The 25,355-nt window shown below is 73.2% G+C and carries 24 protein-coding genes and 1 tRNA gene; 12 read left to right on the top strand and 13 right to left on the bottom strand.

Annotated features, from left to right (window positions below):
• Positions 1–14: 14 nt before the first annotated feature.
• From HHL19_RS27750 to HHL19_RS27735, 4 genes are all read right to left on the bottom strand, one after another.
• Entirely contained in the window at positions 15–845 is an 831-nt protein-coding gene (locus HHL19_RS27750; protein ID WP_169093080.1) for an MBL fold metallo-hydrolase, read from the bottom strand.
• Positions 842–1,705: an NUDIX hydrolase gene (locus tag HHL19_RS27745; protein WP_169093079.1), complete on the bottom strand. Its 864-nt coding sequence runs from the start codon at positions 1,703–1,705 to the stop codon at positions 842–844. The genes HHL19_RS27750 and HHL19_RS27745 overlap by 4 nt, the downstream gene beginning before the upstream one ends.
• Positions 1,706–1,813: 108 nt before the next feature.
• Positions 1,814–2,284, bottom strand: coding sequence for a RidA family protein (locus HHL19_RS27740; protein ID WP_169093078.1), 471 nt, complete (start codon positions 2,282–2,284; stop codon positions 1,814–1,816).
• Positions 2,281–2,439 carry a DUF4177 domain-containing protein gene (locus HHL19_RS27735; protein ID WP_169093077.1) on the bottom strand — a complete coding sequence of 53 codons (159 nt, stop codon included), beginning with the start codon at positions 2,437–2,439 and terminating at the stop codon, positions 2,281–2,283. The genes HHL19_RS27740 and HHL19_RS27735 overlap by 4 nt, the downstream gene beginning before the upstream one ends.
• A gap of 122 nt (positions 2,440–2,561) precedes the next feature.
• On the opposite strand from HHL19_RS27735, the gene HHL19_RS27730 reads away from it, so the two are divergent.
• The gene (locus tag HHL19_RS27730) at positions 2,562–3,527 is read left to right on the top strand and encodes an ArsA-related P-loop ATPase (protein ID WP_169093076.1); all 966 of its coding nucleotides are present in this window, start codon (positions 2,562–2,564) and stop codon (positions 3,525–3,527) included.
• Positions 3,524–4,945 carry an ArsA family ATPase gene (locus HHL19_RS27725; RefSeq protein ID WP_169093075.1) on the top strand — a complete coding sequence of 474 codons (1,422 nt, stop codon included), beginning with the start codon at positions 3,524–3,526 and terminating at the stop codon, positions 4,943–4,945. The genes HHL19_RS27730 and HHL19_RS27725 overlap by 4 nt, the downstream gene beginning before the upstream one ends.
• A gap of 34 nt (positions 4,946–4,979) precedes the next feature.
• Here the strand turns inward: HHL19_RS27725 and HHL19_RS27720 are convergent, their stop codons facing one another.
• Positions 4,980–5,324 (bottom strand): WhiB family transcriptional regulator, encoded by a 345-nt coding sequence (locus HHL19_RS27720; RefSeq protein ID WP_030749207.1) that lies wholly within the window; start codon positions 5,322–5,324, stop codon positions 4,980–4,982.
• A 482-nt stretch (positions 5,325–5,806) separates the two neighbouring features.
• Between HHL19_RS27720 and HHL19_RS27715 the strand changes: the two genes are divergently transcribed.
• A complete protein-coding gene (locus HHL19_RS27715; protein WP_169093074.1) occupies positions 5,807–8,053 on the top strand; it encodes a transglycosylase domain-containing protein in 2,247 nt (748 codons plus the stop codon).
• Positions 8,054–8,122: 69 nt separating this feature from the next.
• On the opposite strand, the gene HHL19_RS27710 is transcribed toward HHL19_RS27715, so the two are convergent.
• The gene (locus HHL19_RS27710) at positions 8,123–8,587 is read right to left on the bottom strand and encodes a GatB/YqeY domain-containing protein (protein WP_169093073.1); all 465 of its coding nucleotides are present in this window, start codon (positions 8,585–8,587) and stop codon (positions 8,123–8,125) included.
• Positions 8,588–8,661: 74 nt separating this feature from the next.
• Here HHL19_RS27710 and HHL19_RS27705 point away from each other — a divergent pair, with 74 nt between their 5' ends.
• The 6 genes from HHL19_RS27705 (at position 8,662) to HHL19_RS27680 (ending at position 13,809) form a co-directional block, all read left to right on the top strand.
• Positions 8,662–9,600 (top strand): metallophosphoesterase, encoded by a 939-nt coding sequence (locus HHL19_RS27705; protein ID WP_169093072.1) that lies wholly within the window; start codon positions 8,662–8,664, stop codon positions 9,598–9,600.
• A gap of 42 nt (positions 9,601–9,642) precedes the next feature.
• Positions 9,643–10,326 carry a Pr6Pr family membrane protein gene (locus HHL19_RS27700; RefSeq protein ID WP_169093071.1) on the top strand — a complete coding sequence of 228 codons (684 nt, stop codon included), beginning with the start codon at positions 9,643–9,645 and terminating at the stop codon, positions 10,324–10,326.
• A gap of 38 nt (positions 10,327–10,364) precedes the next feature.
• Positions 10,365–10,438 (top strand) — tRNA-Pro (locus HHL19_RS27695).
• Positions 10,439–10,520: 82 nt separating this feature from the next.
• Positions 10,521–11,579, top strand: coding sequence for a helix-turn-helix domain-containing protein (locus tag HHL19_RS27690; RefSeq protein ID WP_169093070.1), 1,059 nt, complete (start codon positions 10,521–10,523; stop codon positions 11,577–11,579).
• A gap of 135 nt (positions 11,580–11,714) precedes the next feature.
• On the top strand, positions 11,715–12,218 hold the full coding sequence (locus HHL19_RS27685) for a hypothetical protein (protein ID WP_169093069.1): 504 nt from the start codon (positions 11,715–11,717) through the stop codon (positions 12,216–12,218).
• A 58-nt stretch (positions 12,219–12,276) separates the two neighbouring features.
• Positions 12,277–13,809, top strand: a complete 1,533-nt coding sequence (locus HHL19_RS27680) for a flotillin family protein (protein WP_169093068.1) — start codon at positions 12,277–12,279, stop codon at positions 13,807–13,809.
• A gap of 66 nt (positions 13,810–13,875) precedes the next feature.
• Here HHL19_RS27680 and HHL19_RS27675 read toward each other — a convergent pair whose 3' ends face one another.
• Positions 13,876–14,754, bottom strand: a complete 879-nt coding sequence (locus HHL19_RS27675; RefSeq protein ID WP_169093067.1) for a glycosyltransferase family 2 protein — start codon at positions 14,752–14,754, stop codon at positions 13,876–13,878.
• 299 nt (positions 14,755–15,053) lie between these two features.
• Here HHL19_RS27675 and HHL19_RS27670 point away from each other — a divergent pair, with 299 nt between their 5' ends.
• Positions 15,054–16,205 carry a serine/threonine-protein kinase gene (locus HHL19_RS27670; protein ID WP_169093066.1) on the top strand — a complete coding sequence of 384 codons (1,152 nt, stop codon included), beginning with the start codon at positions 15,054–15,056 and terminating at the stop codon, positions 16,203–16,205.
• Between the two features lie 20 nt (positions 16,206–16,225).
• Here HHL19_RS27670 and HHL19_RS27665 read toward each other — a convergent pair whose 3' ends face one another.
• The 3 genes from HHL19_RS27665 to HHL19_RS27655 form a co-directional block, all read right to left on the bottom strand.
• Complete coding sequence (locus HHL19_RS27665; RefSeq protein ID WP_169093065.1) at positions 16,226–16,507, bottom strand: hypothetical protein; 282 nt, start codon at positions 16,505–16,507, stop codon at positions 16,226–16,228.
• Positions 16,508–16,668: 161 nt separating this feature from the next.
• A complete protein-coding gene (locus HHL19_RS27660; protein ID WP_169093064.1) occupies positions 16,669–17,682 on the bottom strand; it encodes a YdcF family protein in 1,014 nt (337 codons plus the stop codon).
• A gap of 100 nt (positions 17,683–17,782) precedes the next feature.
• Positions 17,783–19,186, bottom strand: coding sequence for a tetratricopeptide repeat protein (locus HHL19_RS27655; protein WP_240981902.1), 1,404 nt, complete (start codon positions 19,184–19,186; stop codon positions 17,783–17,785).
• Between the two features lie 182 nt (positions 19,187–19,368).
• Here HHL19_RS27655 and HHL19_RS27650 point away from each other — a divergent pair, with 182 nt between their 5' ends.
• A complete protein-coding gene (locus tag HHL19_RS27650) occupies positions 19,369–20,391 on the top strand; it encodes an AsnC family transcriptional regulator (RefSeq protein WP_240981901.1) in 1,023 nt (340 codons plus the stop codon).
• A 335-nt stretch (positions 20,392–20,726) separates the two neighbouring features.
• A complete protein-coding gene (locus tag HHL19_RS27645; protein WP_169093062.1) occupies positions 20,727–21,476 on the top strand; it encodes an SURF1 family protein in 750 nt (249 codons plus the stop codon).
• 113 nt (positions 21,477–21,589) lie between these two features.
• Here HHL19_RS27645 and HHL19_RS27640 read toward each other — a convergent pair whose 3' ends face one another.
• The 3 genes from HHL19_RS27640 to HHL19_RS27630 form a co-directional block, all read right to left on the bottom strand.
• Entirely contained in the window at positions 21,590–22,894 is a 1,305-nt protein-coding gene (locus HHL19_RS27640) for a hypothetical protein (protein ID WP_240981900.1), read from the bottom strand.
• Positions 22,891–23,619: a SigE family RNA polymerase sigma factor gene (locus HHL19_RS27635; RefSeq protein ID WP_169093061.1), complete on the bottom strand. Its 729-nt coding sequence runs from the start codon at positions 23,617–23,619 to the stop codon at positions 22,891–22,893. The genes HHL19_RS27640 and HHL19_RS27635 overlap by 4 nt, the downstream gene beginning before the upstream one ends.
• A 377-nt stretch (positions 23,620–23,996) precedes the next feature.
• Entirely contained in the window at positions 23,997–25,265 is a 1,269-nt protein-coding gene (locus tag HHL19_RS27630) for an aspartate kinase (protein WP_169093060.1), read from the bottom strand.
• Positions 25,266–25,355 lie beyond the last annotated feature (90 nt).

Here is a 25,355-nt window from a genome sequence, read left to right as displayed (position 1 = left end):
GGGTTCCGGACGCGTCAGAGCGCGCCGCGCTCCCGCAGGTACTCCAGCTGGGCCCGTACGGAGAGTTCCGCCGCCGGCCACAGCGAGCGGTCCACGTCCGCGTAGACGTGCGCCACCACCTCCGGCGCCGTCCGGTGCCCGGCCGCGACCGCCGCCTCCACCTGTGCGAGGCGGCTCTTCCGGTGCGCCAGGTAGAAGTCCACGGCCCCCTGGGCGTCCTCCAGGACCGGCCCGTGGCCCGGCAGGACCGTGTGCACGCCGTCGTCGACGGTCAGCGAGCGCAGCCGCCGCAGCGAGTCCAGGTACTCGCCGAGCCGCCCGTCCGGGTGCGCCACCATCGTGGTGCCGCGCCCCAGGACCGTGTCGCCGGTCAGCACCGCCCGGTCGGCGGGCAGGTGGAAGGAGAGCGAGTCGGAGGTGTGGCCGGGCGTCGGCACCACCCGCAGTTCCAGGCCGCCGACGGTCACCACGTCGCCCTCCCCCAGGCCCTCGTCGCCGAGGCGGAGCGCCGGATCGAGCGCGCGGACGGACGCGCCGGTGAGCTCGGCGAAGCGGCCCGCGCCCTCGGCGTGGTCCGGGTGACCGTGGGTCAGCAGGGTCAGCGCGACCCGCTTGCCCAGCTTCTCCGCCGTGTCGAGCACGCGCCGGAGGTGGCCCTCGTCGAGCGGGCCCGGGTCGACGACGACGGCGAGGTCCGAGTCCGGCTCGGACAGCAGCCAGGTGTTGGTGCCGTCCAGGGTCATCGCGGACGGGTTGGGCGCGAGCACGTTCACGGCCCGCTCGGTCGCGGCCCCCGAGGTGACGACCCCGCGCGGCTGACCGGGCAGGGATGCGGCGTCGGTCACGGGGTGCCTCCCTCGACCCGCTTGGTGAACTCGTCGTGCCCCGGCCAGGTGAGCACCACCTGATCGCCCTCCACGCGCGCGTGCGCCAGGACCGGGGTCAGGTCCTGCTTCCCGGCCGCCGCGAGGGCCTCCGCGGCCGTGGCGCAGGGCTGGACGGAGCGCAGGGTCGCGATGGTCGGCGGCATCATCGTCAGCTCGCCCCGGTCGTAGCCGTCGGCCGCGTCCGCCGGGCGGGTCCACACGGTGCGGTCGGCCTCGCCGGAGACATCCCGGGTCCGCTGCCCGGCCGGCAGGGCGGCCACGAAGAACCAGGTGTCGTACCGGCGCTGCTCGAACTCGGGGGTGATCCAGCGGGCCCAGGCGCCGAGCAGGTCGGAACGGAGCGCGAGGCCGCGGCGGTCGAGGAAGTCCGCGAAGGACAGCTCGCGGGCGACCAGCGCCTGCCGGTCGCGCTCCCAGTCCTCGCCGGTGGTGTCGCCGACGACGGTGTCCGCGGTCTCCCCGGCGAGCAGCACGCCCGCCTCCTCGAAGGTCTCCCGGACGGCGGCGCAGACCACCGCCTGCGCCTGCGCCGGCTCGTCGAGCCCCAGCCGCTCCGCCCACTCCTCCAGCGGGGGCCCGGCCCAGCGCACCGGCTGCTCGTCGCGCGGGTCGACCCCGCCGCCCGGGTAGGCGTACGCGCCGCCCGCGAAGGCCATGGAGGCGCGGCGGCGCAGCATGTGGACCTCGGGCCCGCCCTCCGCGTCGCGCAGCAGGAGCACGGTGGCGGCGCGCCGGGGCGTCACCGGCACCAGCTCGCCGGCGGCGAGGGCGCGGATGCGGTCGGGCCATTCCGGCGGGTACCACTGACCATTCGACATGGGCGGATGCTATGCGCAACGAACGGAATGCACGAGGGCCCGCCGGAACGCACGAGAGCCGGCCGCCCCGGGTGGGGCGGCCGGCTCACGGCATGCCGTACGGCAGGATCAGGCCTCGGTCAGCTCGACCTGGACCTCGACCTCGACGGGGGCGTCGAGCGGGAGGACGGTCACGCCGACGGCGCTGCGGGCGTGCACGCCCTTGTCGCCGAGGATCTCGCCGAGCAGCTCGCTGGTGCCGTTGATGACGCCCGGCTGGCCGGTGAAGTCGGGGGCGGAGGCGACGAAGCCGACCACCTTCACGACACGCTTGATCCGGTCGAGGTCGCCGACGACCGACTTCACGGCCGCGAGCGCGTTCAGCGCGCAGGTAGCGGCGAGCGCCTTGGCCTCCTCGGGGGTCACCTCGGCACCGACCTTGCCGGTCACCGGAAGCTTGCCCTCCACCATCGGGAGCTGGCCCGCGGTGTAGACGTACACGCCCGACTGCACGGCCGGCTGGTAGGCGGCGATCGGCGGGACGACCTCGGGCAGCTTCAGGCCCAGTTCGGCGATCCGCGCCTCGACGGCCCCGCTCACGACAGCGGCCGCTTCATGTAGGCCACCAGCTGCTCCGGGTTGTTGGGCCCGGGCACGACCTGGACGAGCTCCCAGCCGTCCTGGCCCCAGTTGTCGAGAATCTGCTTGGTCGCGTGCACCAGAAGCGGCACCGTGACGTACTCCCACTTGGTCATGGGCCCGACTGTAGCCGCTGCGCCAGGGTGCTCCGCCGAGGCTCCCCCCAGGGTCCCGGCTCGGGGGCTTCTCCGGGGCGGTCCACTGCTTGCGCGGGCCCGCCAGTGGTTAGGCTCGACGCGTGAGCAGGCTCCAGGTCGTCAGCGGCAAGGGCGGTACCGGTAAGACGACGGTCGCCGCCGCCCTCGCCCTCGCCCTCGCGACGGAGGGGAAGCGCACGCTCCTCGTCGAGGTCGAAGGCAGACAGGGCATCGCACAGCTCTTCGAGACGGAGGCGCTTCCCTACGAGGAGCGCAAGATCGCCGTGGCTCCGGGCGGCGGCGAGGTGTTCGCGCTGGCCATCGACGCCGAGCGTGCCCTCCTCGACTACCTCCAGATGTTCTACAAACTGGGCGGCGCGGGCCGCGCCCTGAGGAAGCTCGGGGCGATCGACTTCGCGACGACGATAGCGCCGGGGGTGCGGGACGTCCTGCTCACCGGGAAGGCGTGCGAGGCGGTCCGGCGGCGGGAGCGCGACGGCCGGCCGGTGTACGACCACGTGGTGATGGACGCGCCGCCCACCGGCCGCATCACCCGCTTCCTCAATGTGAACGACGAGGTGGCGGGGCTGGCCCGGATCGGCCCGATACACAACCAGGCGCAGGCGGTGATGAAGGTCCTCAAGTCCCCCGAGACGGCGGTGCACCTGGTGTCCCTCCTGGAGGAGATGCCGGTCCAGGAGACGGCGGACGGCGTCGCCGAGCTGCGCGCGGCGGGGCTGCCGGTGGGCCGGGTGGTGGTGAACATGGTCCGCCCGCACGTCCTGGACGGCGCGGCGGTACGGGCCGCCTCCGGCGGTCACCGCGAGGCGATCACGCGGGCCCTGGCCTCGGCGGGGGTCCCGGGCGGCGCCGCCCTGGTGGAGCCGCTGCTCGACGAGGCGGCCGAGCACGCGCGCCGGGTGGAGCTGGAGCGGGAGCAGCGGGCGGTCCTGGACGGCCTGGGCCTGCCCGCGTACGAGCTGCCGTATCTGGGCGACGGGGCGGACATCGCGGGCCTCTACCGCCTGGCGAAGGAACTGCGGAGGCAAGGGGTGGGTGCGGCGTGACGGAGAAGACCCCCGGCCCGGCGAAGGCCGGCGGCCTGGACGCGGCGCCCTTCCTGGAGGTCGATCCGATCCTCGACGACCGGGGCACCCGGATCATCGTCTGCTGCGGCTCGGGCGGCGTCGGCAAGACGACGACGGCGGCGGCGCTCGGCGTGCGGGCGGCGGAGCGGGGCCGCCGGGTGGTGGTCCTCACCATCGACCCGGCGCGCCGGCTGGCCCAGTCGATGGGCATCGACGCGCTGGACAACACCCCGCGCAAGGTCGACGGCGTCAAGGGGCCGGACGGCGGCGAGCTGCACGCCATGATGCTGGACATGAAGCGGACCTTCGACGAGATCGTCGAGGCGCACGCGGAGCCCGCGCGGGCGCGGGCGATCCTGGAGAACCCCTTCTACCAGTCCCTGTCGGCCGGTTTCGCCGGTACGCAGGAGTACATGGCGATGGAGAAGCTGGGGCAGCTGCGGGCGCGGGACGAGTGGGACCTGATCGTCGTCGACACCCCGCCGTCGCGTTCGGCCCTGGACTTCCTGGACGCGCCGAAGCGGCTCGGGTCCTTCCTGGACGGGAAGTTCATCAAGCTGCTGATGGCGCCGGCGAAGGTGGGCGGCCGGGCGGGGATGAAGTTCCTCAACGTCGGCATGTCGATGATGTCGGGGACGCTGGGGAAGCTGCTCGGCGGTCAGTTCCTGGGCGACGTGCAGACCTTCGTCGCCGCGATGGACACGATGTTCGGCGGCTTCCGGACGCGGGCGGACGCCACGTACCGGCTGCTGCAGGCGCCGGGGACGGCCTTCCTGGTCGTCGCGGCGCCGGAGCGGGACGCGCTGCGGGAGGCGGCGTACTTCGTGGAGCGGCTGGCCGCGGAGGGCATGCCGCTGGCGGGGCTCGTCCTCAACCGGGTCCACGGCAGCGGGGCGGTGGGGCTCTCGGCCGAGCGGGCGCGGGCGGCCGCGGAAAATCTTGACGAGGGCCGCATGGTGGATCAGGGGCCCGGGAAGACTGGAGGGCGTGGCGTCCCGGCCACGTCGTCCGAGCCGTCGTCCTCCGCCACCGCCGCCGAATCCCCCGCACAGCCCCCTGCCGCGCCCGAGGCTGCCCCCACAGCCGACGCGACCGAAGACCACAGCGGCACCGCCGACCCGGAGACGGGTCCGGACGCCGGCACCGTTCCCGAGACCGTTCCCGCGACCGATCCCGAGACCGATCCCGACATCGCGCGGCTCACCGCGGGTCTGCTGCGGCTGCACGCCGAGCGGATGCGGGTGCTCGCGCGCGAGCAGCACACGCGTGACCGCTTCACGGCCCTCCATCCGGAGGTGCCGGTGACCGAGGTGGCCGCCCTGCCCGGCGATGTGCACGACCTCGCCGGGCTGCGGGCCATCGGTGAGCGCCTCTCGTCCCCGCGCGACCGGTCCTGACGGGGACCTCGCGCGCGTACGGAACGGGGCGCGGCTATCCGACCGCGGCGTACTCCTCGTACGTCGCGTCGTCCTGCATGGCCACGGGCAGCAGGCCCGCGCCGCGCTCGTACTCGGTGCGGGCGGTCTCCAGGAGCCGCCGCCACGAGGTGACCGTGGGGCGCCGGCGCAGCAGGGCGCGGCGCTCGCGCTCCGTCATGCCGCCCCACACGCCGAATTCCACGCGGTTGTCCAGGGCGTCGGCGAGGCACTCGGTGCGTACCGGGCAGCCGGTGCACACCGCCTTCGCCCTGTTCTGTGCCGCTCCCTGCACGAAAAGTTCATCCGGATCGGTAGTGCGGCAGGCCGCCTGCGCACTCCAGTCAGCTACCCAGCCCATACCGGCGCCGTCCTCTCCCGAATCGAGGCTCCCCCACGGCGGCAGCGGCATATTCACCGCTGCCAGTTGGGACGTTACGGAAGGCGGGGACAGCGCAACACCCCCTTCGGGCCCAATCTTGAATGGCCCGAACGGACTATGCGTGCGCGTCAGATCACCCAGGGGAGTGATCGAAGGACATGCGTGTATTAAAGGGCATCCCCTGACACACGCGCCGGAATCGGACATGCCGTCGCCGCGTATTCGGGACGCGGAACTCATGCCGGAATCAGGCGGATGTCACGCACGGGGGTTGATGCCGGACCGCACTCCTGTGACAGTTGGGAGCAGCTTAGGCCAAGGCCTGTCCGTGTGTCCGGCGATTGAGAACGTAGGTGCCGCCGTGGCCGCGGCGCGCCCGGATGTCACGGTCCGGTACCCGAACGCTCCGAGAAGGACCCGGTCCTGCGGAACGCTCAGGAACACGGATTAGGCTGCCCCCCATGGCAAAGAAGCGCTCGGGCGGTGGTCTGACCGGGACCCAGCAGGCCGCCAAGTTCCTCGGTGTCAGTGTGCTCTCCGGAGCAGTGCTGGCGGGCATCGCCCTGCCCGCGGCCGGGGCACTGGGTCTGGCGGCGAAGGGGACGGTCGAGGGGTTCGACGAGATCCCCTCGAATCTGAAGACCCCACCGCTGAGTCAGCGCACCACCATCCTGGACTCCGAGGGCGGCATGATCGCCACGGTCTACTCCCGGGACCGCAAGGTGGTGCCGCTGGAGAAGATCTCCCCGTACATGCAGAAGGCGATCGTCGCGATCGAGGACGCGCGCTTCTACGAGCACGGGGCCATCGACCTCAAGGGCGTGCTGCGCGCCATCAACAAGAACGCGCAGTCGGGCGGGGTCTCCGAGGGCGCCTCCACGCTGACCCAGCAGTACGTGAAGAACGTCTTCGTCGAGGAGGCCGGTGACGACCCGGAGAAGGTCGCGCAGGCCACCCAGCAGACGATCGGCCGCAAGGTCCGCGAGCTGAAGTACGCGATCCAGGTCGAGGAGGAGCTGGGCAAGAAGAAGATCCTGGAGAACTACCTCAACATCACGTTCTTCGGGCAGCAGGCGTACGGCATCGAGGCCGCCTCGCAGCGCTACTTCTCCAAGCCCGCGGCCAAGCTGGACCTGGGCGAGTCCGCGATGATGGCCGGCCTGGTGCAGTCGCCGAGCCGCTTCGACCCGATCAACGACCTCCAGGAAGCCACCAAGCGGCGCAACATCGTCCTCCAGCGGATGACGGACGTCGGCGACATCACCCAGGCCGAGTTCGAGAAGGCCAAGGCCAAGCCGATCAAGCTGAAGGTGAAGACGCCGAAGAACGGCTGCATCACCGCCGTCGACGGCGCCGGCTTCTTCTGCGACTACGTCCGCAAGACGATCCTGACCGACCCGGTCTTCGGCAAGACCGTCGAAGAGCGCCAGAAGCTGTGGAACCTCGGCGGTCTGACCATCCGGACCACGCTGGACCCGAAGGCGCAGGCGGCGGCGAACGAGGCCGCGATCGCCAAGATCAACAAGGACGACCCGGTCGCCGCCTCGGTCGTCCAGGTCCAGCCCGGCACCGGCAAGATCCTGTCGATGGGCCAGTCCCGCCCGTACGGCCTGGACCAGAAGAAGCACGAGACCACGCTCAATCTCGCGGTCGGCAGCAAGATGGGCGGCACCACGTACGGCTTCCCGGTCGGCTCGACCTTCAAGCCGATCACGGCCGCCGCCGCGATGGAGCAGGGCCTGAGCCCGGCGACGAGCTACGACACGCCGTGGAAGATCTCCCTGAAGAAGAGCGACTACCGGCGCTGCGACGGCAAGCCCGCGGACTACGGCGACTGGTCGGTCCAGAACGAGCTCAAGTCGGAGAAGGGGGCGTACGACATGACGAGCGCCCTCGGCAAGTCCATCAACACCTACTTCGCCAAGCTGGAGCAGGCGGCCGGCCTCTGCGAGACGCTGACGATGGCGAAGAAGGTCGGCTACGAGCGCGAGCTGGGCAAGCCGATCAAGCAGAGCCCGTCCGCCACCCTCGGCTCCCTGGAGAGCACCCCGCTCGACATGGCGAACGTCTACGCGACCTTCGCCAACCGCGGCATCTACTGCGTCCCGGTGGTCATCGACTCCATCAAGACCGCCAACGGCGAGAAGCTCAACGTGCCGCAGACCAAGTGCACGCGCGCGATGTCCGACCGCACCGCCGACATGATCAACCAGATGCTCAAGGGCGTGGTCGAGGACGGCACCGGTACGAGGGCCGGCCTGAGCGACCGGGACAACGCGGGCAAGACCGGTACCACCGACGGCCGCAAGGACGCCTGGTTCGTCGGCTACACCCCGGACCTGTCCACCGCCGTCTGGGTCGGCGACGACATCGGCGAGCGCGAGGAGATGTTCGACCTCACCATCGGCGGCGTCTACTACGACAAGGTCTGCGGCGGCTGCCTCCCCGGCCCGATCTGGCGGATCGCCATGACCGGGGCGCTCGGCTCCGAGACCCCCTCCTTCGTCGGCATCAAGGTCCCCCGGGCCGAGAAGCCGAAGGACCCGAAGAAGGACGAGAAGGACGGCAAGCCGCGCCGGGGCGACGACAAGCCGGCCGACGGCAAGCCGGCCGACGGGGCGACCAACCCCTTCCCGGACATCACGCTCCCCGACCTGCCCGGCGCGGACACCAGCCGGCCGGGCAACGGCCGCGGCGGAAACCGCTGACGGAGAGCACAGGGGAAGGGCCCCACCGGCGAGACCGGTGGGGCCCTTCTCGTACCCGGGGGACGGGGCTCAGCCCGCGAGCAGCTTCTTCACCGCGGCGGCGACGCGGCCGCCGTCGGCCTGCCCGGCCACCTTCGGGTTCACGATCTTCATGACGGCGCCCATGGCGCGCGGGCCCTCGGCGCCGGCGGCCTTCGCCTCCTCGACCGCCTCGGCGACGATGCCGTCCAGCTCCTCGTCGGAGAGCTGCTTCGGCAGGTACGCGTCGAGGATGACGCCCTCGGCCCGCTCGCGCTCGGCCGACTCCGCGCGACCGCCCTGCTCGAAGGCGTCCGCGGCCTCGCGCCGCTTCTTCGCCTCCTTGGCGATCACCTTCTGCACCTCGTCCTCGGAGAGCTCGCGCTTGGTCTTGCCCGCGACCTCCTCCTTGGTGATCGCGGCGATGGTGAGCCGCAGGGTCGAGGAGCGCAGTTCGTCGCGGTCCTTGATCGCGGCGTTGAGGTCGTCCTTCAGTCGTGCCTTGAGCGTGGTCATGGCCTCAAGTGTGGCAGGTGTCCCGGGCGTACCGCCCGTGCATTAACGCCCCGCGGGTCTGGAACGATGGGGGGATGCGCGCACGGTACGGGATCCCCCTGAAGATCACGGCAGGCGTCGCGGCCACGGCCGCGGCCGGACTCGTCTACGCGGCGGGCTTCGAGGCCCGCTCGTTCCGGCTCCGGCGGGTCACCGTCCCCGTCCTGCCGCCGGGCATGGACGACCTGCGGGTCCTCCAGGTCTCCGACGTGCACATGGTGTGCGGGCAGGACAAGAAGCGCGGCTGGCTGCAGAAGCTCGCCGGGCTCCGCCCCGACTTCGTGGTGAACACCGGCGACAACCTCTCCGACACCGAGGCCGTGCCGGAGCTGCTCGACGCGCTCGGCCCGCTCATGGAGTTCCCCGGCGTCTACGTCTTCGGCTCCAACGACTACTACGGCCCCCGCTTCCGCAACCCCGGCCGCTACCTCCTGGAGAAGGTCCAGGGCCGGCACGGGCTCAACGGCAACAAGCCGGTCGTCGGCGCCGTGCACAACCCGTGGGAGGGCATCAAGGACGCCTTCGACGCGGCCGGCTGGGTCGACCTCACCAACACCCGCGGCCGGCTCAAGCTCCCCCAGGCCGACCTCGCCTTCACCGGCCTCGACGACCCGCACATCAAGCGGGACCGGTACGAGAAGGTGGCCGGCGGCCCCGAGGCGTCGGCGGACTTCTCCCTGGGCATCGTCCACGCCCCGTACCTGCGCGCCCTCGACGCCTTCACCGCCGACGGCTACGAACTGGTCCTCGCCGGGCACACCCACGGCGGGCAGCTGTGCGTCCCCTTCTACGGGGCGCTCGTCACCAACTGCGACATCGACACCGACCGGGTGAAGGGCCTCTCCACGCACACCGCCGGCGGCCACACCTCCTATCTGCACGTCTCGGCGGGCTGCGGCACCAACCGCTTCACCCCGGTCCGCTTCGCCTGCCCGCCCGAGGCGACGCTGCTCACCCTGACGGCACGCGCCTGAACCCGGTACGGGGGCGCCCGCCGCCCCCGTACCGTGACGGCCATGACGAACCGATTCGCCGCCGTCTTCCGCGCCCTGATCGCCCTCGCCGCGGCGACCGGCGTCACGATCGACTGCGTCCAGGGCGACCCGCTCGTCGCCTTCAGCTTCTTCACCGTCTGGACCAACACCGCCGTCGCCGTCGTCCTCGGACTCGGCGCCGCCCGCGCCCGGACCGGACGGCCCCCGCTGCCCGCCGTGTGGAGCGGCGGGGTGCTCCTCTGCGTCTCCGTCGTCGGACTCGTCTTCCACCTGGTCCTCGACAACCCGGCCAGCTCCTTCAACGAGGCCGCCGCCATCGACGCGCTCACCGGCGCCCGGGCCGTCTCCAACCAGCTCCTGCACACCGTCACCCCGATCGGCGTCGCCCTGGACTGGCTGCTGCTCACCCGCCCCGGCGCCTTCCGCCCCCGCCACGCCGCCCTCTGGCTCGCCGCCCCCGGCGCCTACCTGGTCTTCTCCCTGGTCCGGGGCGCCCTGCTCCCCGCCGGCCACCCGACCCGCTACACGTACCCCTTCCTCGACGTCACCGCCCACGGCTACCCCGGCGTCCTCGTCAACGCCCTCGTCCTCGGCCTGGCCTTCTACGCCCTCGGCCTCCTCCTCGTCGCGGCGGACCGCTTCCGACCTGCGGTCGCGGGGCGCCGTCACCGGATTTCGTCTCTGGGCGCGGGTGGGCTAAAGTAATCGATGTCGCCGCGACGAGAAGATCAGAGCAGCGACATCGGGGTGTAGCGCAGCTTGGCAGCGCGCTTCGTTCGGGACGAAGAGGTCGTGGGTTCAAATCCCGCCACCCCGACAGCCAGAGGTTCAGGGCCTGATCCGCGCAAGCGGGTCGGGCCCTGAGTCGTTTACGGGGTGGAGCAGGGAGCGGGCCGACCATGACGGGACCGTACGAGAAGTACCTCGACGGGTACGCGGGGATCCTGGCCGGCGTCTGCGCCACCGGGCGGCGGCTGAGCCGGGACGAGCTGGCGGGGCTGCGGACCCGGGGAGAGCGGGCCGCCGAGGCGGGGATCGGGCTGCGGGAGCTCGTACGGGCCCATCTCGCCGCCGCGCGGGCCGCACGGGGCGGACTGCCGCACGACACCGATCCCGATCTGCTGCTCGCCGCCGTCGAGCAGGCCGTCGACGCCTTCGCCGAAGGGCACGAGCGGGCGCAGAAGCTGGCGGTGCGACAGGAGGAGGCCGCGCGGCGGGAGTTCGTCGACGACCTGCTGTACGGGCGCAGCGACCTCGGGCGGCTCGCCGAACGGGCCGAGCGGTTCGGGCTGCTGCTCTCCCACGCGCACGCGGTGGCCGTCGCGCGGGCGCCCGAGCCGTTCGGGGACGGGGCGCCGGTCTCCCGGAGCGTGGAGTCCTCGCTGCTCGCCCGCTTCGGCACCCGGCGGATCCTGCTCACCACCAAGGACGGGCGGCTGATCTGCGTCGCCCCGGCCGACGAGCCCGAGGTCCTCACCCACTTCGCCCGGCAGACGTACGCGACCGCCGACGACGCCCTCGTCGCGATCGGGCGGCCGCACCCCGGCGCCGGCGGCGTCGTCCACTCGTACGAGGAGGCGCTCGGCGCCCTCGACCTCGCCGACCGCATGGGGCTCGACGGACCCGTGCTCTACGCCGCCGACCTGCTCGTCTACCCCGTCCTCGGCCGGGACCGGCAGGCCATGGCCGATCTCGTCCGGACCGTGCTCGGCCCGCTCGCCGGTGCCCGGGGCGGCGCGCGGCCGCTGCTCGACACCCTGCACGCCTACTTCGACGCGGGGTGCGTCACCACCGAGGCCGCCCGCCGGCTCGCGCTGAGCGTGCGGGCCGTCACGTACCGGCTCGACCGCATCCACCAGCTCACCGGCGCCGACCCCGGCGACCCCACCCAGCGGTACACGCTCCAGACCGCCGCGATCGGGGCGCGGCTGCTCGGCTGGCCCGCCGAGGAGCCGTGAGCCGCCGTCCGGTCGGTCCCGGGCGGCATCAAGAGCGTGTAAAGATTGCCGGTCACCGGCAGTGCGAGGTCCGCCCCTGCGGTGAGACGATCCTCCGGACGGCGGACAGGGCACGGCGGCCGGAGGAGCGGGGACATGGTCTGGTTTCTTGGTCTCGGCATCGGCGGACTGCTGCTGCTCGTCCTGAGCCTGGTCTTCGGCGGGGTCCTGGAAGGACTCTTCGACGGGCTCGGAGGCCTTGACGGGCTGCTGTCACTGCCGGTGGTCGCCGGGTTCGTCTCGGCGCTCGGCTTCACGGGGGCGCTCGTGCTCGGCACGAGCGGCGCGGGGGCGGGGGCCGCGAGCGGCGCGGGCGTGTTGGCGGGGGCGGGCGTGGGGTGGGTGACCTGGCGGTTCAGCCGGGCCCTGCTCCACGACTCGAACACGCCCGCGCCGCGCGGCGCGGACCTCGCCGGCAGCTCCGGCTCGGTCGTCACCGCCGTCCCGGCGGACGGCTACGGCGAGGTGCTGCTGTACCTGGGCGGCCAGCCCGTGAAGTACGCGGCACGGGCGGACCGGCCCGTCCCGCGCGGCACCGAGGTGTGGGTCGAGTCCGTCCTCTCGGCGACCTCGGTCCTCGTACGGCCCGTCGACCGCTGACCACCGACCACCGACCGCCGGATCCATTCTTCCCGTACCGACCGAAGGGGCGTTCTCCATGAGCCCTGTCCTCATCGCCGTGGTGGGCATCGTCGTCCTCCTCGTCCTGCTCGGCCTCGTCGTCGTCACCCGCTACAAGGTCGCGGGGCCCAGCGAGGCGTTCATCATCACCGGCCGGCGCGGCCAGAAGGCCACCGATCCGACGACCGGCCGCGTCTACACCGACAACAGCGGCCAGAAGGTCGTCGTCGGCGGCGGCGTCTTCGTCGTGCCCTTCGTGCAGCAGAAGTTCACCCTCGACCTCTCCAGCCGGCACATCCCCATCGCCGTCCGCGGCGCCGTCACCCTGCGCGGCGTCAAGGCCAACCTGGAGGGCGTCGCCATCGTCAAGGTCGGCGGCACCGAGGACTCCATCCGCGCCGCCGCCCAGCGCTTCCTGATGCAGCAGGACGGCATCGTCGGCTTCACCCAGGAAGTGCTCTCCGGAGCGCTGCGGTCCATCGTCGGCCGGATGTCGGTCGAGGACATCATCCGCGACCGGGCCGCCTTCGCCGGTCAGGTCGCCGAGGAGGCCGAGGCCAGCCTCTCCGGACAGGGCCTCGTCCTCGACGCCTTCCAGATCCAGGACATCACCACCGAGGGCTCCTACCTGGAGGACCTCGGCCGGCCCGAGGCCGCCCGCGCCAAGCAGGAGGCCGACATCGCCGAGGCCGAGGCCCGGCGGGCCGCCGAGCAGGCCCGGCTGAAGGCCGAGGAGGAGATCGCGGTCGCCCAGCGGACCCTCTACCTGAAGCAGGCCGAGATCAAGGCGCAGACCGACGAGGCCGCCGCCCAGGCCAACGCCGCCGGGCCGCTCGCCGAGGCCGCCCGCCAGCAGGACATCCTCGCCGAGCAGGAGAAGGTCGCCACCCGGCAGGCCGCGCTCACCGACCGCCAGCTCGACACCCAGGTCCGCAAGCCCGCCGACGCCCAGCGGTACGAGGCCGAGCAGCAGGCCGAGGCCCAGCGCACCGCCCGGGTGAAGCAGGCCGAGGCCGAGCGGATGGCCGCCATCGCGGCGGCCGAGGCCGAGGCCGAGCGCGCCCGGCTCACCGGTGAGGGCGAGAAGCAGCGCCGCCAGGCCCTCGCCGAGGCCGAGGCCATCGAGGGCGCCAAGCGCGGCGAGGCCGAGCGCGCCCGGCGCGCCGCCATCGCGGACGCCGTCCGCATGGAGGGCGACGCGGAGGCCGCTGCCATCGCGGCGAAGGGTGCCGCCGAGGCGGAGGCCATGCACAAGCGGGCCGACGCGTTCGAGCGGTACGGCGACGCGGCCGTGCTCCAGATGCTGGTGGAGGTCCTGCCGCAGGTCGTCGCCAAGGCGGCGGAGCCGCTGGCCGCCGTGGACAAGATGACCGTCATCTCCACGGACGGGGCGGGCAGGCTGCCGCGCGCGGTCGCGGACAACGTCGCCCAGGGCATGGAACTGCTCTCCTCCACCACGGGAGTCGACCTGGGCGCGCTCCTCCAGGGACTCACGGGCAAGGGAGCCGCGCCTGCCGCGGCTCCGGCTCCGGTGAACGGGGTGAACGGGAAGGTCGAGATCACCGAGTGACGCGGAAGCCCCGGCCCCTTCTTCGGGGGGGGGCCGGGGCTTCCTTCCTGGTGTCGGGCTGGGCCGTCAGATGATCGGCGGGCGGCCCAGCTTCGTCATGCGCAGCACCGTCGACCAGCGCATCGGGCGGCGCTGCCCGGCGGGGGCCTTCAGACCCTCCGCGAAGCCGGCGAACCAGGAGCGCAGGCCGCGCACCGAACGGGTGCGGGCGACCGTCAGGAGGACCCAGACCGCCAGGTAGAGCGGGACCAGCGCGGCCGGGAGGTTCCGCTTCGCCAGCCACACGCGGTTGCGGGCGGTCATCCGGTAGTACACGTCGTGCCGCGCCGGGCTGGTCTTCGGGTGCTGGAGCAGCAGCTCGGGCGCGTACCGGATGCGCCAGCCCGCGTCGAGGGCGCGCCAGGCCAGGTCGGTCTCCTCGTGCGCGAAGAAGAAGTCCTCCGGCCAGCCGCCGATCCGGTCCAGCATCGGCATCGACAGGCCGTGGCCGCCGCCGAGGAAGGTGGTGACCTCGCCGCCGCGCATCGGATCCTTGGCGCCGAGCCGGGGGATGTGCCGGCGCTGCGTCTCGCCCGTCTCGTCGGCGATCCGGAAGGAGACCACGCCGAGCTTCGGCTCGGTCTCGTACAGGTCGACCAGCCGGCGGAAGACGTCCGTGTCGACGAGCAGGCCGTCGTCGTCGAGGTCGACGAGGACGTCCACGTCACCGAAGGAGCGGAGGGTGTCGATGGCCACGTTCCGGCCGCCGGTCACCCCGCGGTTCTCGGCCAGCTCCACGCCGGTGACGCCCTCGGGGAGGGCGGGCAGCGAACCCGTGCCGTTGCCGACCACGACGACCCGGGCGGGGGGCTCGTCCTGCATCGCCACCGAGTCGAGCAGCGCGCCCAGCTCGGCGGGGCGGGTGCCCATCGTCAGTACCGCCACGCCCACTCTCGGTCGCGCCACGGTCCACTCCGTTCCAGGTCGGGGTCGGGTCTCGCGTGCGGGCCGGCGCCCGCCGGCCGCACGGCACCCATTGTTCACCCTCCGGGAACCCACGCGGAACCCGGAAGGAACCCGGAGGGCCCGGACCGGGGGAAACGCGGGGCTTCCGGAACCTCGAAGGCCCTCCCGTACGTCCGTGCGTACGGCGGCGGTCGCGCGGCGGTTCCGCTTCCGGGGGGAGCGCGGCGATCACCCTCGTGGAGCGGCTCTACTCTGGTCCTCTGCCGTCAAGTGATCGATTGTCGAAAGGGCGTCTCCTGGTGCTGGTCGCGGACCGATATCGGCTTCACGGGTGTATCGGCCGTGGCGGCATGGGCGAGGTGTGGCAGGCCACCGACGAGGTCCTCGGCCGACCCGTCGCCGTGAAACTGATGCTGGCGCAGTCCACCGACCCCTCCGGCGCCGACCGCTTCCGCCTGGAGGCGCAGACCGCCGCCCGGCTCAGCCATCCGCACGTCGTCGGCGTCTTCGACTTCGGCACCTGGGACGGCAAGCTGTTCCTGGTGATGGAGCTGGTCGAGGGCGACAGCCTGGGCTCCTCCCCCGCGAACCCCCTGGTGCTGCCCGCCGAGCGGGTCGCCGTGGTCGCCGCGCACGCCGCCGCCGGGCTCGCCGCGGCCCACCGGCAGGGCGTCGTCCACCGCGACATCAAGCCCGGCAACCTGCTCATGGACGCCGAGGGCACGGTGAAGCTCGCCGACTTCGGCATCGCCCGCTTCGTCGACGACCCCTCGGCCGGGCTGACCACGACCGGGCAGATCGTCGGCACCGGCCTCTACCTGGCCCCGGAACGGGCCCTCGGCAAGCCCGCCTCCCCCGCCTCGGACGTCTACTCGCTCGGCTGCGTCCTCTACCAGCTGCTGACCGGTCACCCGCCGTTCCGCGCCGACACCGCGACCGCGCTGCTGTACCAGCACATCGACAGCGCCCCGACGCCGCCGAGCCGGCTCGGCGTCGTCCTCACGCCCGCCTTCGAGGCGTATCTGCTGAGCCTGCTCGCCAAGCAGCCCGAGCAGCGCCCGCCCGCGCAGGCCATCGCCGACTGGTTCGGCTCCGGCGCCTGGCGGGAGTACGCGCCCCGGCCCGCGGCCACCGCCATGCCGGGCCACGTCCCGCCCGCGCCCGCGCCGGCTCCGGCACCGGCTCCGGCCGCCATGCCCGCGCCGCGGCCGTCCGGCCCCCGCACGCCGCCGCCCGGCCCGGCGGCCGGTCCGACGGCCGGTCCGACGGCCGTGTCCGCCCCGGTGGGCGGCGGGTCCCGGCGGCGGGCACCCGAGCGGTCCGGGAACACCGGCTCCGCCGGGGGCGCGCTCGCCGAGCTGTCCCGCCGGCGGCCCCGCAAGACGGCCGCCGTCGCCGGGGTCGTCGCCTTCGTCGTCTTCCTCTTCATCGGCATGGCCTGGCTCTCCTGACCCGGCCTGCCGCCCGGTCCTCAGTACAGTCGCGGCGCCATGACGTGCGGGTCCGTGTCGCCCTCGGCGATCAGGAGACAGCGGGGCACGCCCGGCCCCGGGGTGGCGCGCACCGTCGCCGGCGTCGGCGGATCCGTCGGCAGCTCGATCGGGACGGCCACCGGCCGGTCGTCCTTGGTCGTCGCGTACCCGGTCTCCTTGCCGTCGACGAGCACCTCGACCACCGGCCGCAGTCCGGTCTCCACCGTCGCCGAGACCGAATGGCCCCGGTAGTCGATGTGGAAGTGGTGGCGTCGCCTCATGGGGTCACCTCCGCGGCGGGATCCCGGACGCCTCCACCGGCGCCCTCGGACACCTCCGTCCCTCCAGCGTAGGGACGCCCCGCCCACCCCGCCCCTCCGGCACCGCGCCAGGGGCCCTCCCCCTCCCCTCCCTCCCCGCCCCTCCCTCTCCCCCGCCGGTATCACCCCGTGACCGCGAGGCCCAGGGCGCCGATGGTCACCAGGAGGGCGCAGACCGTGAGGTTGACGGTGCGGTGTTCCAGGAAGACGGCGGCGAACTCTCGGATCGTGGCGGTGGGCCAGAAGTAGGCGGCGGTGGGGGAGCCGACGACCTGGGCGTCCACGCCGGTCTTGCGGGCCAGGAGTGCGGCGCGGAAGGCGTGGAAGTTGTTGGTGACGACGACGCAGGCGGCGCCGGGGCGCTCCGCCTCCATCAGGGCCTTGCTGAAGAGGAGGTTCTCCTCGGTGGTGCGGGAGCGGTCCTCGCGGAGGATCAGGTGCTCGGGGAAGCCTTGCTCCACGAGGTGGGCGGCCATGGCGTGGGACTCCGGCAGGTCCTCGTCCGGGCCCTGGCCGCCGGAGGTGATCAGGAGCGGGGGTGTGGCGGTGCCGCGGGCGGCCAGGCGGTCGTAGACCTCGCGGCCGCGGTCGAGTCTGCTCGCGAGGAGGGGCGGGACCCGGTGGCCGCCGATCAGGCCTGAGCCGAGGACGACCACGAAGTCCGCGTCCCGGCGCAGTCGCATGCGGCCGTACAGGAAGGCGTACCCGACGAAGCAGACGAAGAGGAAGGAGACGTAGCCGAGGACGAGGAGCAGGGTGACGGCGACGACGCCGAGGACCCGGGAGTGGGTGAGGACGGCGGCGGCCATCAGCCCCAGCACGCCGAGGATGCCCAGGCCGGCGAGGAGCGACAGCAGGTTGGCCGGGCGTCTGCCCTCCTTGCGGACCATCTTGACGCCGTTGGCGCACAGCAGCCCGGCGAGGACCAGCGGACCGAGGCCGAGCACCAGCAGGAGCAGGACGAGGACCGTCTCGGTCAGGCCGGGCGGCAGGTCGTCGACGGCCGAGAGCAGGCCGAGGCCGAGGAAGGTGACGGCGAGACCGAGGTACACCGCGTTCCCGAAGCGGCGGCGGTCGCGCAGTACACCGACCCCGAAGAGCAGGGCGAACAGGGCGGACACCGCGAAAGCGATCATGCCGTCATCGTAGGCAGCCGCCCCCACGACCGGGCGGGCCTCGGACGAAGCTGTGGACAACCCGGCGGCGGGCCGGCCGTCCCCACCCCGGACGGGTGATTCACCGCTCCCGGGAGAGCGCGAACAGCCCCTTCCGCGCGCCCTCTTCGTACGCCTCCCGCAGCTCGGGGTCGTCGAGCACCGCCCGCAACGCCTCGTCGCTGCGGGCCCGGGAGACCGCGCAGTACCGCCCCGGCCGGTAGGAGGTGTCGAAGGCGGAGGTCCGCAACAGGTCGACGGCGCCCAGGAGATGGGCCGCCCGGTCGGGCCGGCCGTCCAGCAGCCGCACCCGGGCGAGGAGTTCGGCCGCGCAGGCCGCGCCGACGGCGGAGCCGAGCCGCAGATGCTCGCGCAGCGCCCGGCGGGCGTGCTCGGCGGCCCGGGTCGGCTCCCCGTCCCAGGCGAGGAGTTCGGCCCGGGCGTGGTCGGCCCAGGCGTCGGCGAAGAGGTCCCGGCCCGCCCAGGTCCGCCGCCCCGCCCCGTCCCGCTCCAGCTGGTCCAGCGCCTCCTGCGCGGCCTCCGGGTCGGTGCGGCTGTAGCAGAGTGCGAGCGCCGCCCAGCAGGCCTCCCGGGTCGGCCCGAACTCGGGCGCGTCCCCGATCTGGTCCAGCGCCTCCCGGAACTCGCCCGCCGCCGCCCGGGTACGGCCCTGGTAGAGGGCGATCGCCCCGCGCAGATGGGCCAGGAGCCCCAGGCAGCGCTCGTCCCCGTCCCGTACCGCGCTCGCCCACGCCTGGACGAGGAGCGGGTCGGCGTCCTCGGGGCGCCCCGACTCCAGCTCCAGGAAGGCCGCCAGCCACAGCGCGCGGGCCGGCGCCGGGCCCGGGTGCAGCGCCAGGGCGTGCCGCAGCCGGGTCCGGCCCTCCACGACCCGCCCGCAGGAGACCCACAGGAACCACAGCGAGACCGCGATCTCCAGGGCCGGCCCCGCCTCGTCGCCCGGCGCGAGCGGCGCCGTCGTCGGGTCCATGGCGGCCGCCAGGTCGGGGAGTTCGCGCAGCGCCAGGTCCCGGGCGTCCACCTGCCGGCCCCGCTGCCACCACTCGGCGGCCCGCCGGGCGACCTGGACGCACCACCTCCGGTGGTGCAGGACCACGATCCAGCGGTCGCCCCGCGCGGTGAGCCGCCGGGCGCCGACGGCCCGCATCGCGTGCGGCATCCAGTGGCGCGGCCCGCCGTCCTCCCCGTCGAACAGGTCGTCCACCGGCAGCAGCGCCAGCCGCGCGAGCCGGTCGAGCACGGCGCCCACGTCCACGACGGACAGCGCCCCGTATCCGCAGACCTCCTCGACGGCCCGCAGGTCGAAGGCGCCCTCGAAGACGGAGAGACGCTCCCAGAGCAGCCGCTCGGCGGGCCCGGCGGCCACGTATCCCTCCTCGGCGGCGGCCAGTTGACCGCAGCCCACCGGCTCGCCCCACAGCACCTGGTACTCGGGTTCCCCCGGCACTCGCCCCATGGTCGTCATCCCCCGCGCGTCCTTCTCCACCGTCTTCTGGCCGTTTCGTGGCCACAGAGCGTCAAGGCGGCTTGAATGCATACGCCCTGGTCCACATCCTGGGGTGCGCCCGGACCCACGGCCAAGGTTTTCCGGGGGATCGGCCAAGGAGGAAAATGCGTACGGGGGAATCCGTCCTGGGAGAGGCGGACATGTCACTGATCCACGCGCTCCAGATCCTCCCCAGAGCGAGCTGGACCCAGCTGTCCACCGTCCTCGCGGCCGGTCCCGACACCCTCGCGCGCCGCTGGGAGCACCTCACCGCCGGTGGCTACGCCTGGACCTCGCTGCTCATGGGCCGGCGCGGCGGCGAGTCCGCGCTGTACGCCTGGGTCGAGCTGGAGTGCGCCGCCGACGCGGCCGAGGCCGCCGCGATCGAGGTGTCCGGCGACGCCGGCACCCTCGGCGTGCACGCGGTGACCGGCGGCGCCGACCTGATCCTGCTGCTGATCGCGCCCGACCTGCCCTCGCTCGACGCGTACGTCACCGGCCGGGTGCGGCGGCTGCCCGGCGTGCTGCGGGGCCGCACCCAGGTCGTCACCCGGCTGCACAACCGTCCCTACCGCTCCCGGGTCGAGCGGCTCACCCCCGCGCAGGCCCGGCTCCTCACCGAGGTCGAGGCCCTGGAGCGGCGGGACGGGGCACGCGCGCGTGGGCCCGTCCACGCCTCCCAGGTCCCCCAGGTCCCCCAGGTGACGGACCTGGACCAACGGCTCGTCGCGGAGCTGGCCGGCGACGCCCGCCGGAGCGCCGCCGAGCTGGCCCGGCAGTGCGGCACGAGCGAGTCGACGGTGCGGCGCCGTCTGGAGGTCCTGTCGGCGGGCGGCGTGCTGCACCACCACTGCCAGCCGGCGCCCCGCTTCTCCGGGCGCCCGGTGTGGGCCATGGTGACGGCGCAGGTGGCACCGCAGGACGAGGCGGCGACGGTGGCCGCGCTGACCCGGCTGCGGCGCACCCAGGTGATCACCTCGGTGACCGGGCCGCACAACCTGGCGCTCGCGATGTGGCTGGCCTCCGTCGAGGAGCTCCACGAGATCACGGCGCGGCTCGTCCGCACGGCGCCGGCGCTGCGGATCACGGGGACGGCGGTCAGCCTGCGGACGTACAAGATCGGGGCACAGGTCCTCGGCCCCGACGGCCTCCGGACGCACCACGTACGCCCGGAGGCCTGGTAGGGGGCTGTCCTTGTCCCCTACCCGACCTCTCACGGGGCCCCTCAGGGCCTCGCGCAGGGCCTCCACCGGGCCCTCCCCGGGCTCCCGGGCTCCCGGGCTCCGTGGTCTCCTGTGGCCTGGAGTTCGCCGTGTTCGTGACGCTGCCGGGCTGGTCGTTCTGCTGACCGTGATCGCGTTCGCCGACCAGTTCCCGCGCATGACCGGTCGGGGGAAGCGCCGGGGGAGGACGGCGCGCCGCCGCGCCGGACCACGGTGGGCCGGCGGACAGGCCCTGGGCGCCGGCGGGGCGGGCCCCGCCTGACGGGGGGCCGGGGCCGTCCCCGTACCGTGGGGGTGTGTACCGGTTCCTGAGGACCCCCCGCTGGTGGGGGATCAATGTCTTCGTCCTGCTGGCCATCCCGTTCTGCGTCTTCATGGGGACCTGGCAGCTGGGCAAGTTCGAGGATCGCGTCGACTCCCACGAGGAGGCCGAGCGGAAGCCGGCCGCGTCCGCGCGGCAGGCCGAGCCGCTGGCGTCGCTGCTGCCGGTGGACAAGGAGACCTCCGGCCGCGCCGCCGAGGCCCGGGGCCGGTACGGGGAGCAGTTCCTGGTGCCGGACCGCGAGCTGGACGGGCGGTCGGGCTCGTACGTGCTGACGCTGCTGCGGACGGACGCGGGGCGGTCGCTGCCGGTCGTCCGGGGCTGGCTGCCGGCGGGCGCGCAGGCTCCGGCGCCGCCGTCCGGCGAGGTGACGGTCGTGGGCGCGCTCCAGGCCTCGGAGAACCAGGGCACGAAGGGCGTGCGGGCGGCCGGCGGGCTGCCGGAGGGCCAGCTCGGCATGATCAGCGCGGCCTCCCTGGTGAACGTCGTCCAGGACGAGGTGTACGACGCCTGGGTGACCCTCACCGACTCGCCCGCCGGGCTCACGCCGGTGCCGGCGGCCGCGGCGGCGGGCACGGGTCTGGACGCGAAGGCCTTCCAGAACCTCGGCTACACGGCCGAGTGGTTCGTCTTCGCCGGCTTCGTCGTCTTCATGTGGTTCCGGCTGCTGCGCCGGGAGGCGGAGGCGGCCCGCGACGCGGCGCTGGGCCTGGCGGAGCACTGACGGGCGCCCTCGGGACCGGCCCACGGGACGACCGGCCCACGGGACGACAGACGTGACGGTACGGCGAAGGGGCCGGGGGACACGTGTCCCCCGGCCCCTTCGCCGTACCGTGCTCAGTTCTTGAGCATGCCCGTCCGGTAGAGCGTGCCGGCGCAGGCGCCGTCGAGGACCGTGGTGACGGTCGGGTCGCCGGGCTCCGCGGTGTAGCTGACGGAGACGCTGCCCGCGGCCGGTTCGGCGCGCAGGAGCTGGGTGGTCAGGCCGGAGTCCGTGCCGCCGTCCGCGCCCGCCCCGGTGCCGCCGCCGGCCTCGGTGCCGCCGTCGGAGCCGGCGCCTTCGCCGCCGGTGGTGGTCGTGGGCGTCGGCTCGGTCGGGACCTGAGTGGGCTCGGTCGGCGTGGGCGTCGGCTCGGTGGGGGCCTCGGTGGGCTCGGTCGGCGTCGTCGGGGTGGCGCCGCCGCCGTCGGTGGAGCAGCTCTCGGACGGCACCCAGGCGAACTTCAGCTGGTACGAGGCGCCTGCCTTGAGCAGCAGCGGCTTGACGTCCGCCGAGGTGGGGGGCAGGCCGGTCGCCGGGTCGCCGTCGTAGTGGCGGACGACCGAGATCCGGCTCGGGTCGGCGGCGCCGCTCGCCGAGAGGTGGATCAGGCCGGAGCCGTCGACCAGGCAGGTCGAGCCGGAGCCGTTGACGATGGTGAAGCCGCCGTAGACGACCCCGGTGGAGTCGGGGCCGCTGTTGTAGCCGCCGGCCGACTGGAGGGTGCCGGGGCCGCAGACCGGCACGGAGTCCGATCCGGAGCCGGGCGCCGTGCCGCCGCCCGCCTGGGTGCCCTTGGGGTTCGGCTTGGCGTCGCCCTTGTCGGTGGCGCCCTGGGTGGGGCCGGCGGTGGAGGAGACCTTGGTGGACGGCGCCTTGGTGGAGGCCGGGCCGTCACCCTCGGCCTCGGCGCCGGTACCCCCCTGGGCCTGCTCCCCGTGCCCGGCGAGGGCCGGGTTGGCGGTGGTGAGGCCGGGGGAGCCGGCGACGTGGATGAAGGCGGGCACGGCGGTGCCGATGAGGACGGCCGCGGCGGCGGCGCCGACGAGCGCCTGGCGCTTGCGGGCGCGTCGGGCGGGGACGGCGCGGCGCAGGTGGTCGAGGGTGTCGGCGGACGGTTCGAGCCCGGAGACGGCGCCCTGGAACAGGCGGCGCAGCGCGAGCTCGTCCTCGCCCTCGTCCTCACCGGGGCCGGGCTCGAAGTCCATCATCAGTCGTCCACTCAGCTCGTCACGTCCTGCGCGGGCCGGTCCGGCGCCGCGTCCGCTGCGTTCGTCGGGATCGTGGAGCTCCTGGCCCTCACCGTGTCCGTCCCGCGTGTCCTGCGTGTCCCGCGCGTCCTGTGCGTCGCGGGTCGCGTCGTCCTCGTGCTCGCGGCTCATGCCTTGGCCTCCATGACGACGCGGAGGGCGGCGATGCCCCGGGAACCGTACGCCTTGACGGAGCCGAGCGAGATCCCGAGGGTCTCGGCGACCTGGGCCTCCGTCATGTCGGCGAAGTAGCGCAGGACGAGGACCTCGCGCTGGCGGCGCTGGAGTCCCTTCATCGCCTTGATGAGGTCGTCGCGCTCCAGCTGGTCGTACGCCCCCTCCTCGGCGCTGGCCATGTCCGGCATCGGCTTGGACAGCAGCTTGAGGCCGAGGATGCGGCGGCGCAGCGCGGACCGGGAGAGGTTGACCACGGTCTGGCGCAGGTAGGCGAGGGTCTTCTCGGGGTCGCGGACGCGCCGGCGGGCCGAGTGGACGCGGATGAAGGCCTCCTGGACGACGTCCTCGCAGGAGGCGGTGTCGTCGAGCAGGAGGGCGGCGAGGCCGAGCAGCGACCGGTAGTGGGCGCGGTAGGTCTCGGTGAGGTGGTCGACGGTGGTGCCGGCGACGGGGCCGTCGGCGGCCTTGCGCGGCGCCGGGATGCCGCTGACTCGCGCGCGGGATTCGGTGGGCACGGCGGTGGTCACCGCAGGACCGTCGAGCGGGCGCGGGCGCCCGTGCGGACGGAGCGCGGTGCCGCGTCCGGGCGCGCCGACGGTGCCGGGGCCCCGTAGGGGGAGCACGGCCGTGCGGACCCCGCGGAGCGGTGAGACCGCGGGAATGTCGAGTACGTCTGCCACGCCTGTTGGACTTGTGTTCCCCCGGAATGGTTGTACGCCTGCACCGCATTTCTCGGCGGCGAGCTCTTCGTCCTCATGCGTAACCGTTCTCCCCCAATGCCCCGTTTCCTCGCGTGACCGCGCCACGTTCGTGGGTGAACGCGGAGACGCGCCCCGCCCAACTACTAGTTGCAGCACGGGGGAAGAGCATCGTCCGACACCGCATCGCCGCAGTTCAAGGGGGTTATGCCGCCGATTTGCTCACAGGATGTCCACAGATCCTACGAAGCCACGACAATCGGAAGCGCGATCGGATGCGCGATCGGAAGCCCGATCGGATGCGCGGCTGCGCCCGGCCGCTGGGGTGCGGCCGGGCGCGGAGCTGCGGGGGCGGTGGATCAGCGCCCGGTGCCGCCGTAGACGACGGCCTCGTCCGAGTCGCTGTCCAGGCCGAAGGCGGTGTGGACGGCGGTCACGGCCTCGTTGACGTCGTCGGCGCGGGTGACGACCGAGATGCGGATCTCGGAGGTCGAGATGAGCTCGATGTTGACGCCCGCGTCGGACAGGGCGCGGAAGAAGTCCGCGGTGACGCCCGGGTTGGTCTTCATGCCGGCGCCGACGAGGGAGATCTTGCCGATCTGGTCGTCGTAGCGCAGCGAGTCGAAGCCGATCGTGGCCTTCGTCCGCTCCAGGGCGTCGATGGCCTTGCGGCCCTCGGCCTTGGGGAGGGTGAAGGAGATGTCGGTGAGACCGGTGGAGGCCGCCGACACGTTCTGCACGATCATGTCGATGTTGATCTCGGCGTCCGCGACGGCCCGGAAGATGGCCGCGGCCTCGCCCGGCTTGTCCGGCACGCCGACCACGGTGATCTTCGCCTCGGAGGTGTCGTGGGCGACACCGGAGATGATGGCCTGCTCCACCTTGTCCCCTGTCGGTTCGTTGCTGACCCACGTGCCCTGGAGTCCGGAGAAGGACGAGCGGACGTGGATCGGGATGTTGTAGCGGCGTGCGTACTCGACGCAGCGGTGCAGCAGCACCTTGGAGCCGGAGGCGGCGAGCTCCAGCATGTCCTCGAAGGAGATCCAGTCGATCTTCTTCGCCTTCTTCACCACGCGCGGGTCGGCGGTGAAGACACCGTCCACGTCGGTGTAGATCTCGCAGACCTCGGCGTCGAGCGCGGCGGCGAGCGCCACGGCCGTGGTGTCGGAGCCGCCGCGGCCCAGCGTGGTGATGTCCTTCTTGTCCTGGGACACGCCCTGGAAGCCGGCGACGATGGCGATGTTGCCCTCGTCGAGGGCGGTGCGGATCCGGCCCGGCGTGACATCGATGATGCGCGCCTTGTTGTGGACCGAGTCGGTGATGACACCCGCCTGGCTGCCGGTGAACGACTGGGCCTCGTGGCCCAGGTTTTTGATCGCCATCGCCAGCAGGGCCATGGAGATCCGCTCTCCGGCGGTCAGCAGCATGTCGAACTCACGTCCGGCAGGCATCGGAGAAACCTGCTCGGCGAGATCGATCAGCTCGTCCGTCGTGTCGCCCATCGCGGAGACCACGACGACCACCTGGTGGCCGTTCTTCTTGGCTTCCACGATCCGCTTGGCGACGCGCTTGATGCCCTCGGCATCGGCAACGGAGGAGCCTCCGTACTTCTGCACGACAAGGCCCACGTGCGCTCCTCGCTCGGTCGGTGCCGCAGCCCGCGCTGCGGTCGGCTCAGTCTAACGAGCGACCGAAAAAGGCCGACCTGGTACCAGATC

The organism is Streptomyces sp. R302, from assembly GCF_012927245.1.
In the GTDB taxonomy this organism is placed as follows: Bacteria; Actinomycetota; Actinomycetes; order Streptomycetales; family Streptomycetaceae; genus Streptomyces.
This window is presented reverse-complemented; position numbering and strand designations above follow the sequence as displayed.

Bases quoted from the DNA above. Each gene is read 5' to 3' on its own strand.
- HHL19_RS27745 (WP_169093079.1), bottom strand. From the start codon at position 1,705: ATGTCGAATGGTCAGTGGTACCCGCCGGAATGGCCCGACCGCATCCGC.
- HHL19_RS27735 (WP_169093077.1), bottom strand. From the start codon at position 2,439: ATGACCAAGTGGGAGTACGTCACGGTGCCGCTTCTGGTGCACGCGACC.
- HHL19_RS27720 (WP_030749207.1), bottom strand. From the start codon at position 5,324: ATGGGCTGGGTAGCTGACTGGAGTGCGCAGGCGGCCTGCCGCACTACC.
- HHL19_RS27715 (WP_169093074.1), top strand. From the start codon at position 5,807: ATGGCAAAGAAGCGCTCGGGCGGTGGTCTGACCGGGACCCAGCAGGCC.
- HHL19_RS27710 (WP_169093073.1), bottom strand. From the start codon at position 8,587: ATGACCACGCTCAAGGCACGACTGAAGGACGACCTCAACGCCGCGATC.
- HHL19_RS27705 (WP_169093072.1), top strand. From the start codon at position 8,662: ATGCGCGCACGGTACGGGATCCCCCTGAAGATCACGGCAGGCGTCGCG.
- HHL19_RS27700 (WP_169093071.1), top strand. From the start codon at position 9,643: ATGACGAACCGATTCGCCGCCGTCTTCCGCGCCCTGATCGCCCTCGCC.
- HHL19_RS27690 (WP_169093070.1), top strand. From the start codon at position 10,521: ATGACGGGACCGTACGAGAAGTACCTCGACGGGTACGCGGGGATCCTG.
- HHL19_RS27685 (WP_169093069.1), top strand. From the start codon at position 11,715: ATGGTCTGGTTTCTTGGTCTCGGCATCGGCGGACTGCTGCTGCTCGTC.
- HHL19_RS27680 (WP_169093068.1), top strand. From the start codon at position 12,277: ATGAGCCCTGTCCTCATCGCCGTGGTGGGCATCGTCGTCCTCCTCGTC.
- HHL19_RS27665 (WP_169093065.1), bottom strand. From the start codon at position 16,507: ATGAGGCGACGCCACCACTTCCACATCGACTACCGGGGCCATTCGGTC.
- HHL19_RS27660 (WP_169093064.1), bottom strand. From the start codon at position 17,682: ATGATCGCTTTCGCGGTGTCCGCCCTGTTCGCCCTGCTCTTCGGGGTC.
- HHL19_RS27655 (WP_240981902.1), bottom strand. From the start codon at position 19,186: ATGACGACCATGGGGCGAGTGCCGGGGGAACCCGAGTACCAGGTGCTG.
- HHL19_RS27650 (WP_240981901.1), top strand. From the start codon at position 19,369: ATGTCACTGATCCACGCGCTCCAGATCCTCCCCAGAGCGAGCTGGACC.
- HHL19_RS27640 (WP_240981900.1), bottom strand. From the start codon at position 22,894: ATGAGCCGCGAGCACGAGGACGACGCGACCCGCGACGCACAGGACGCG.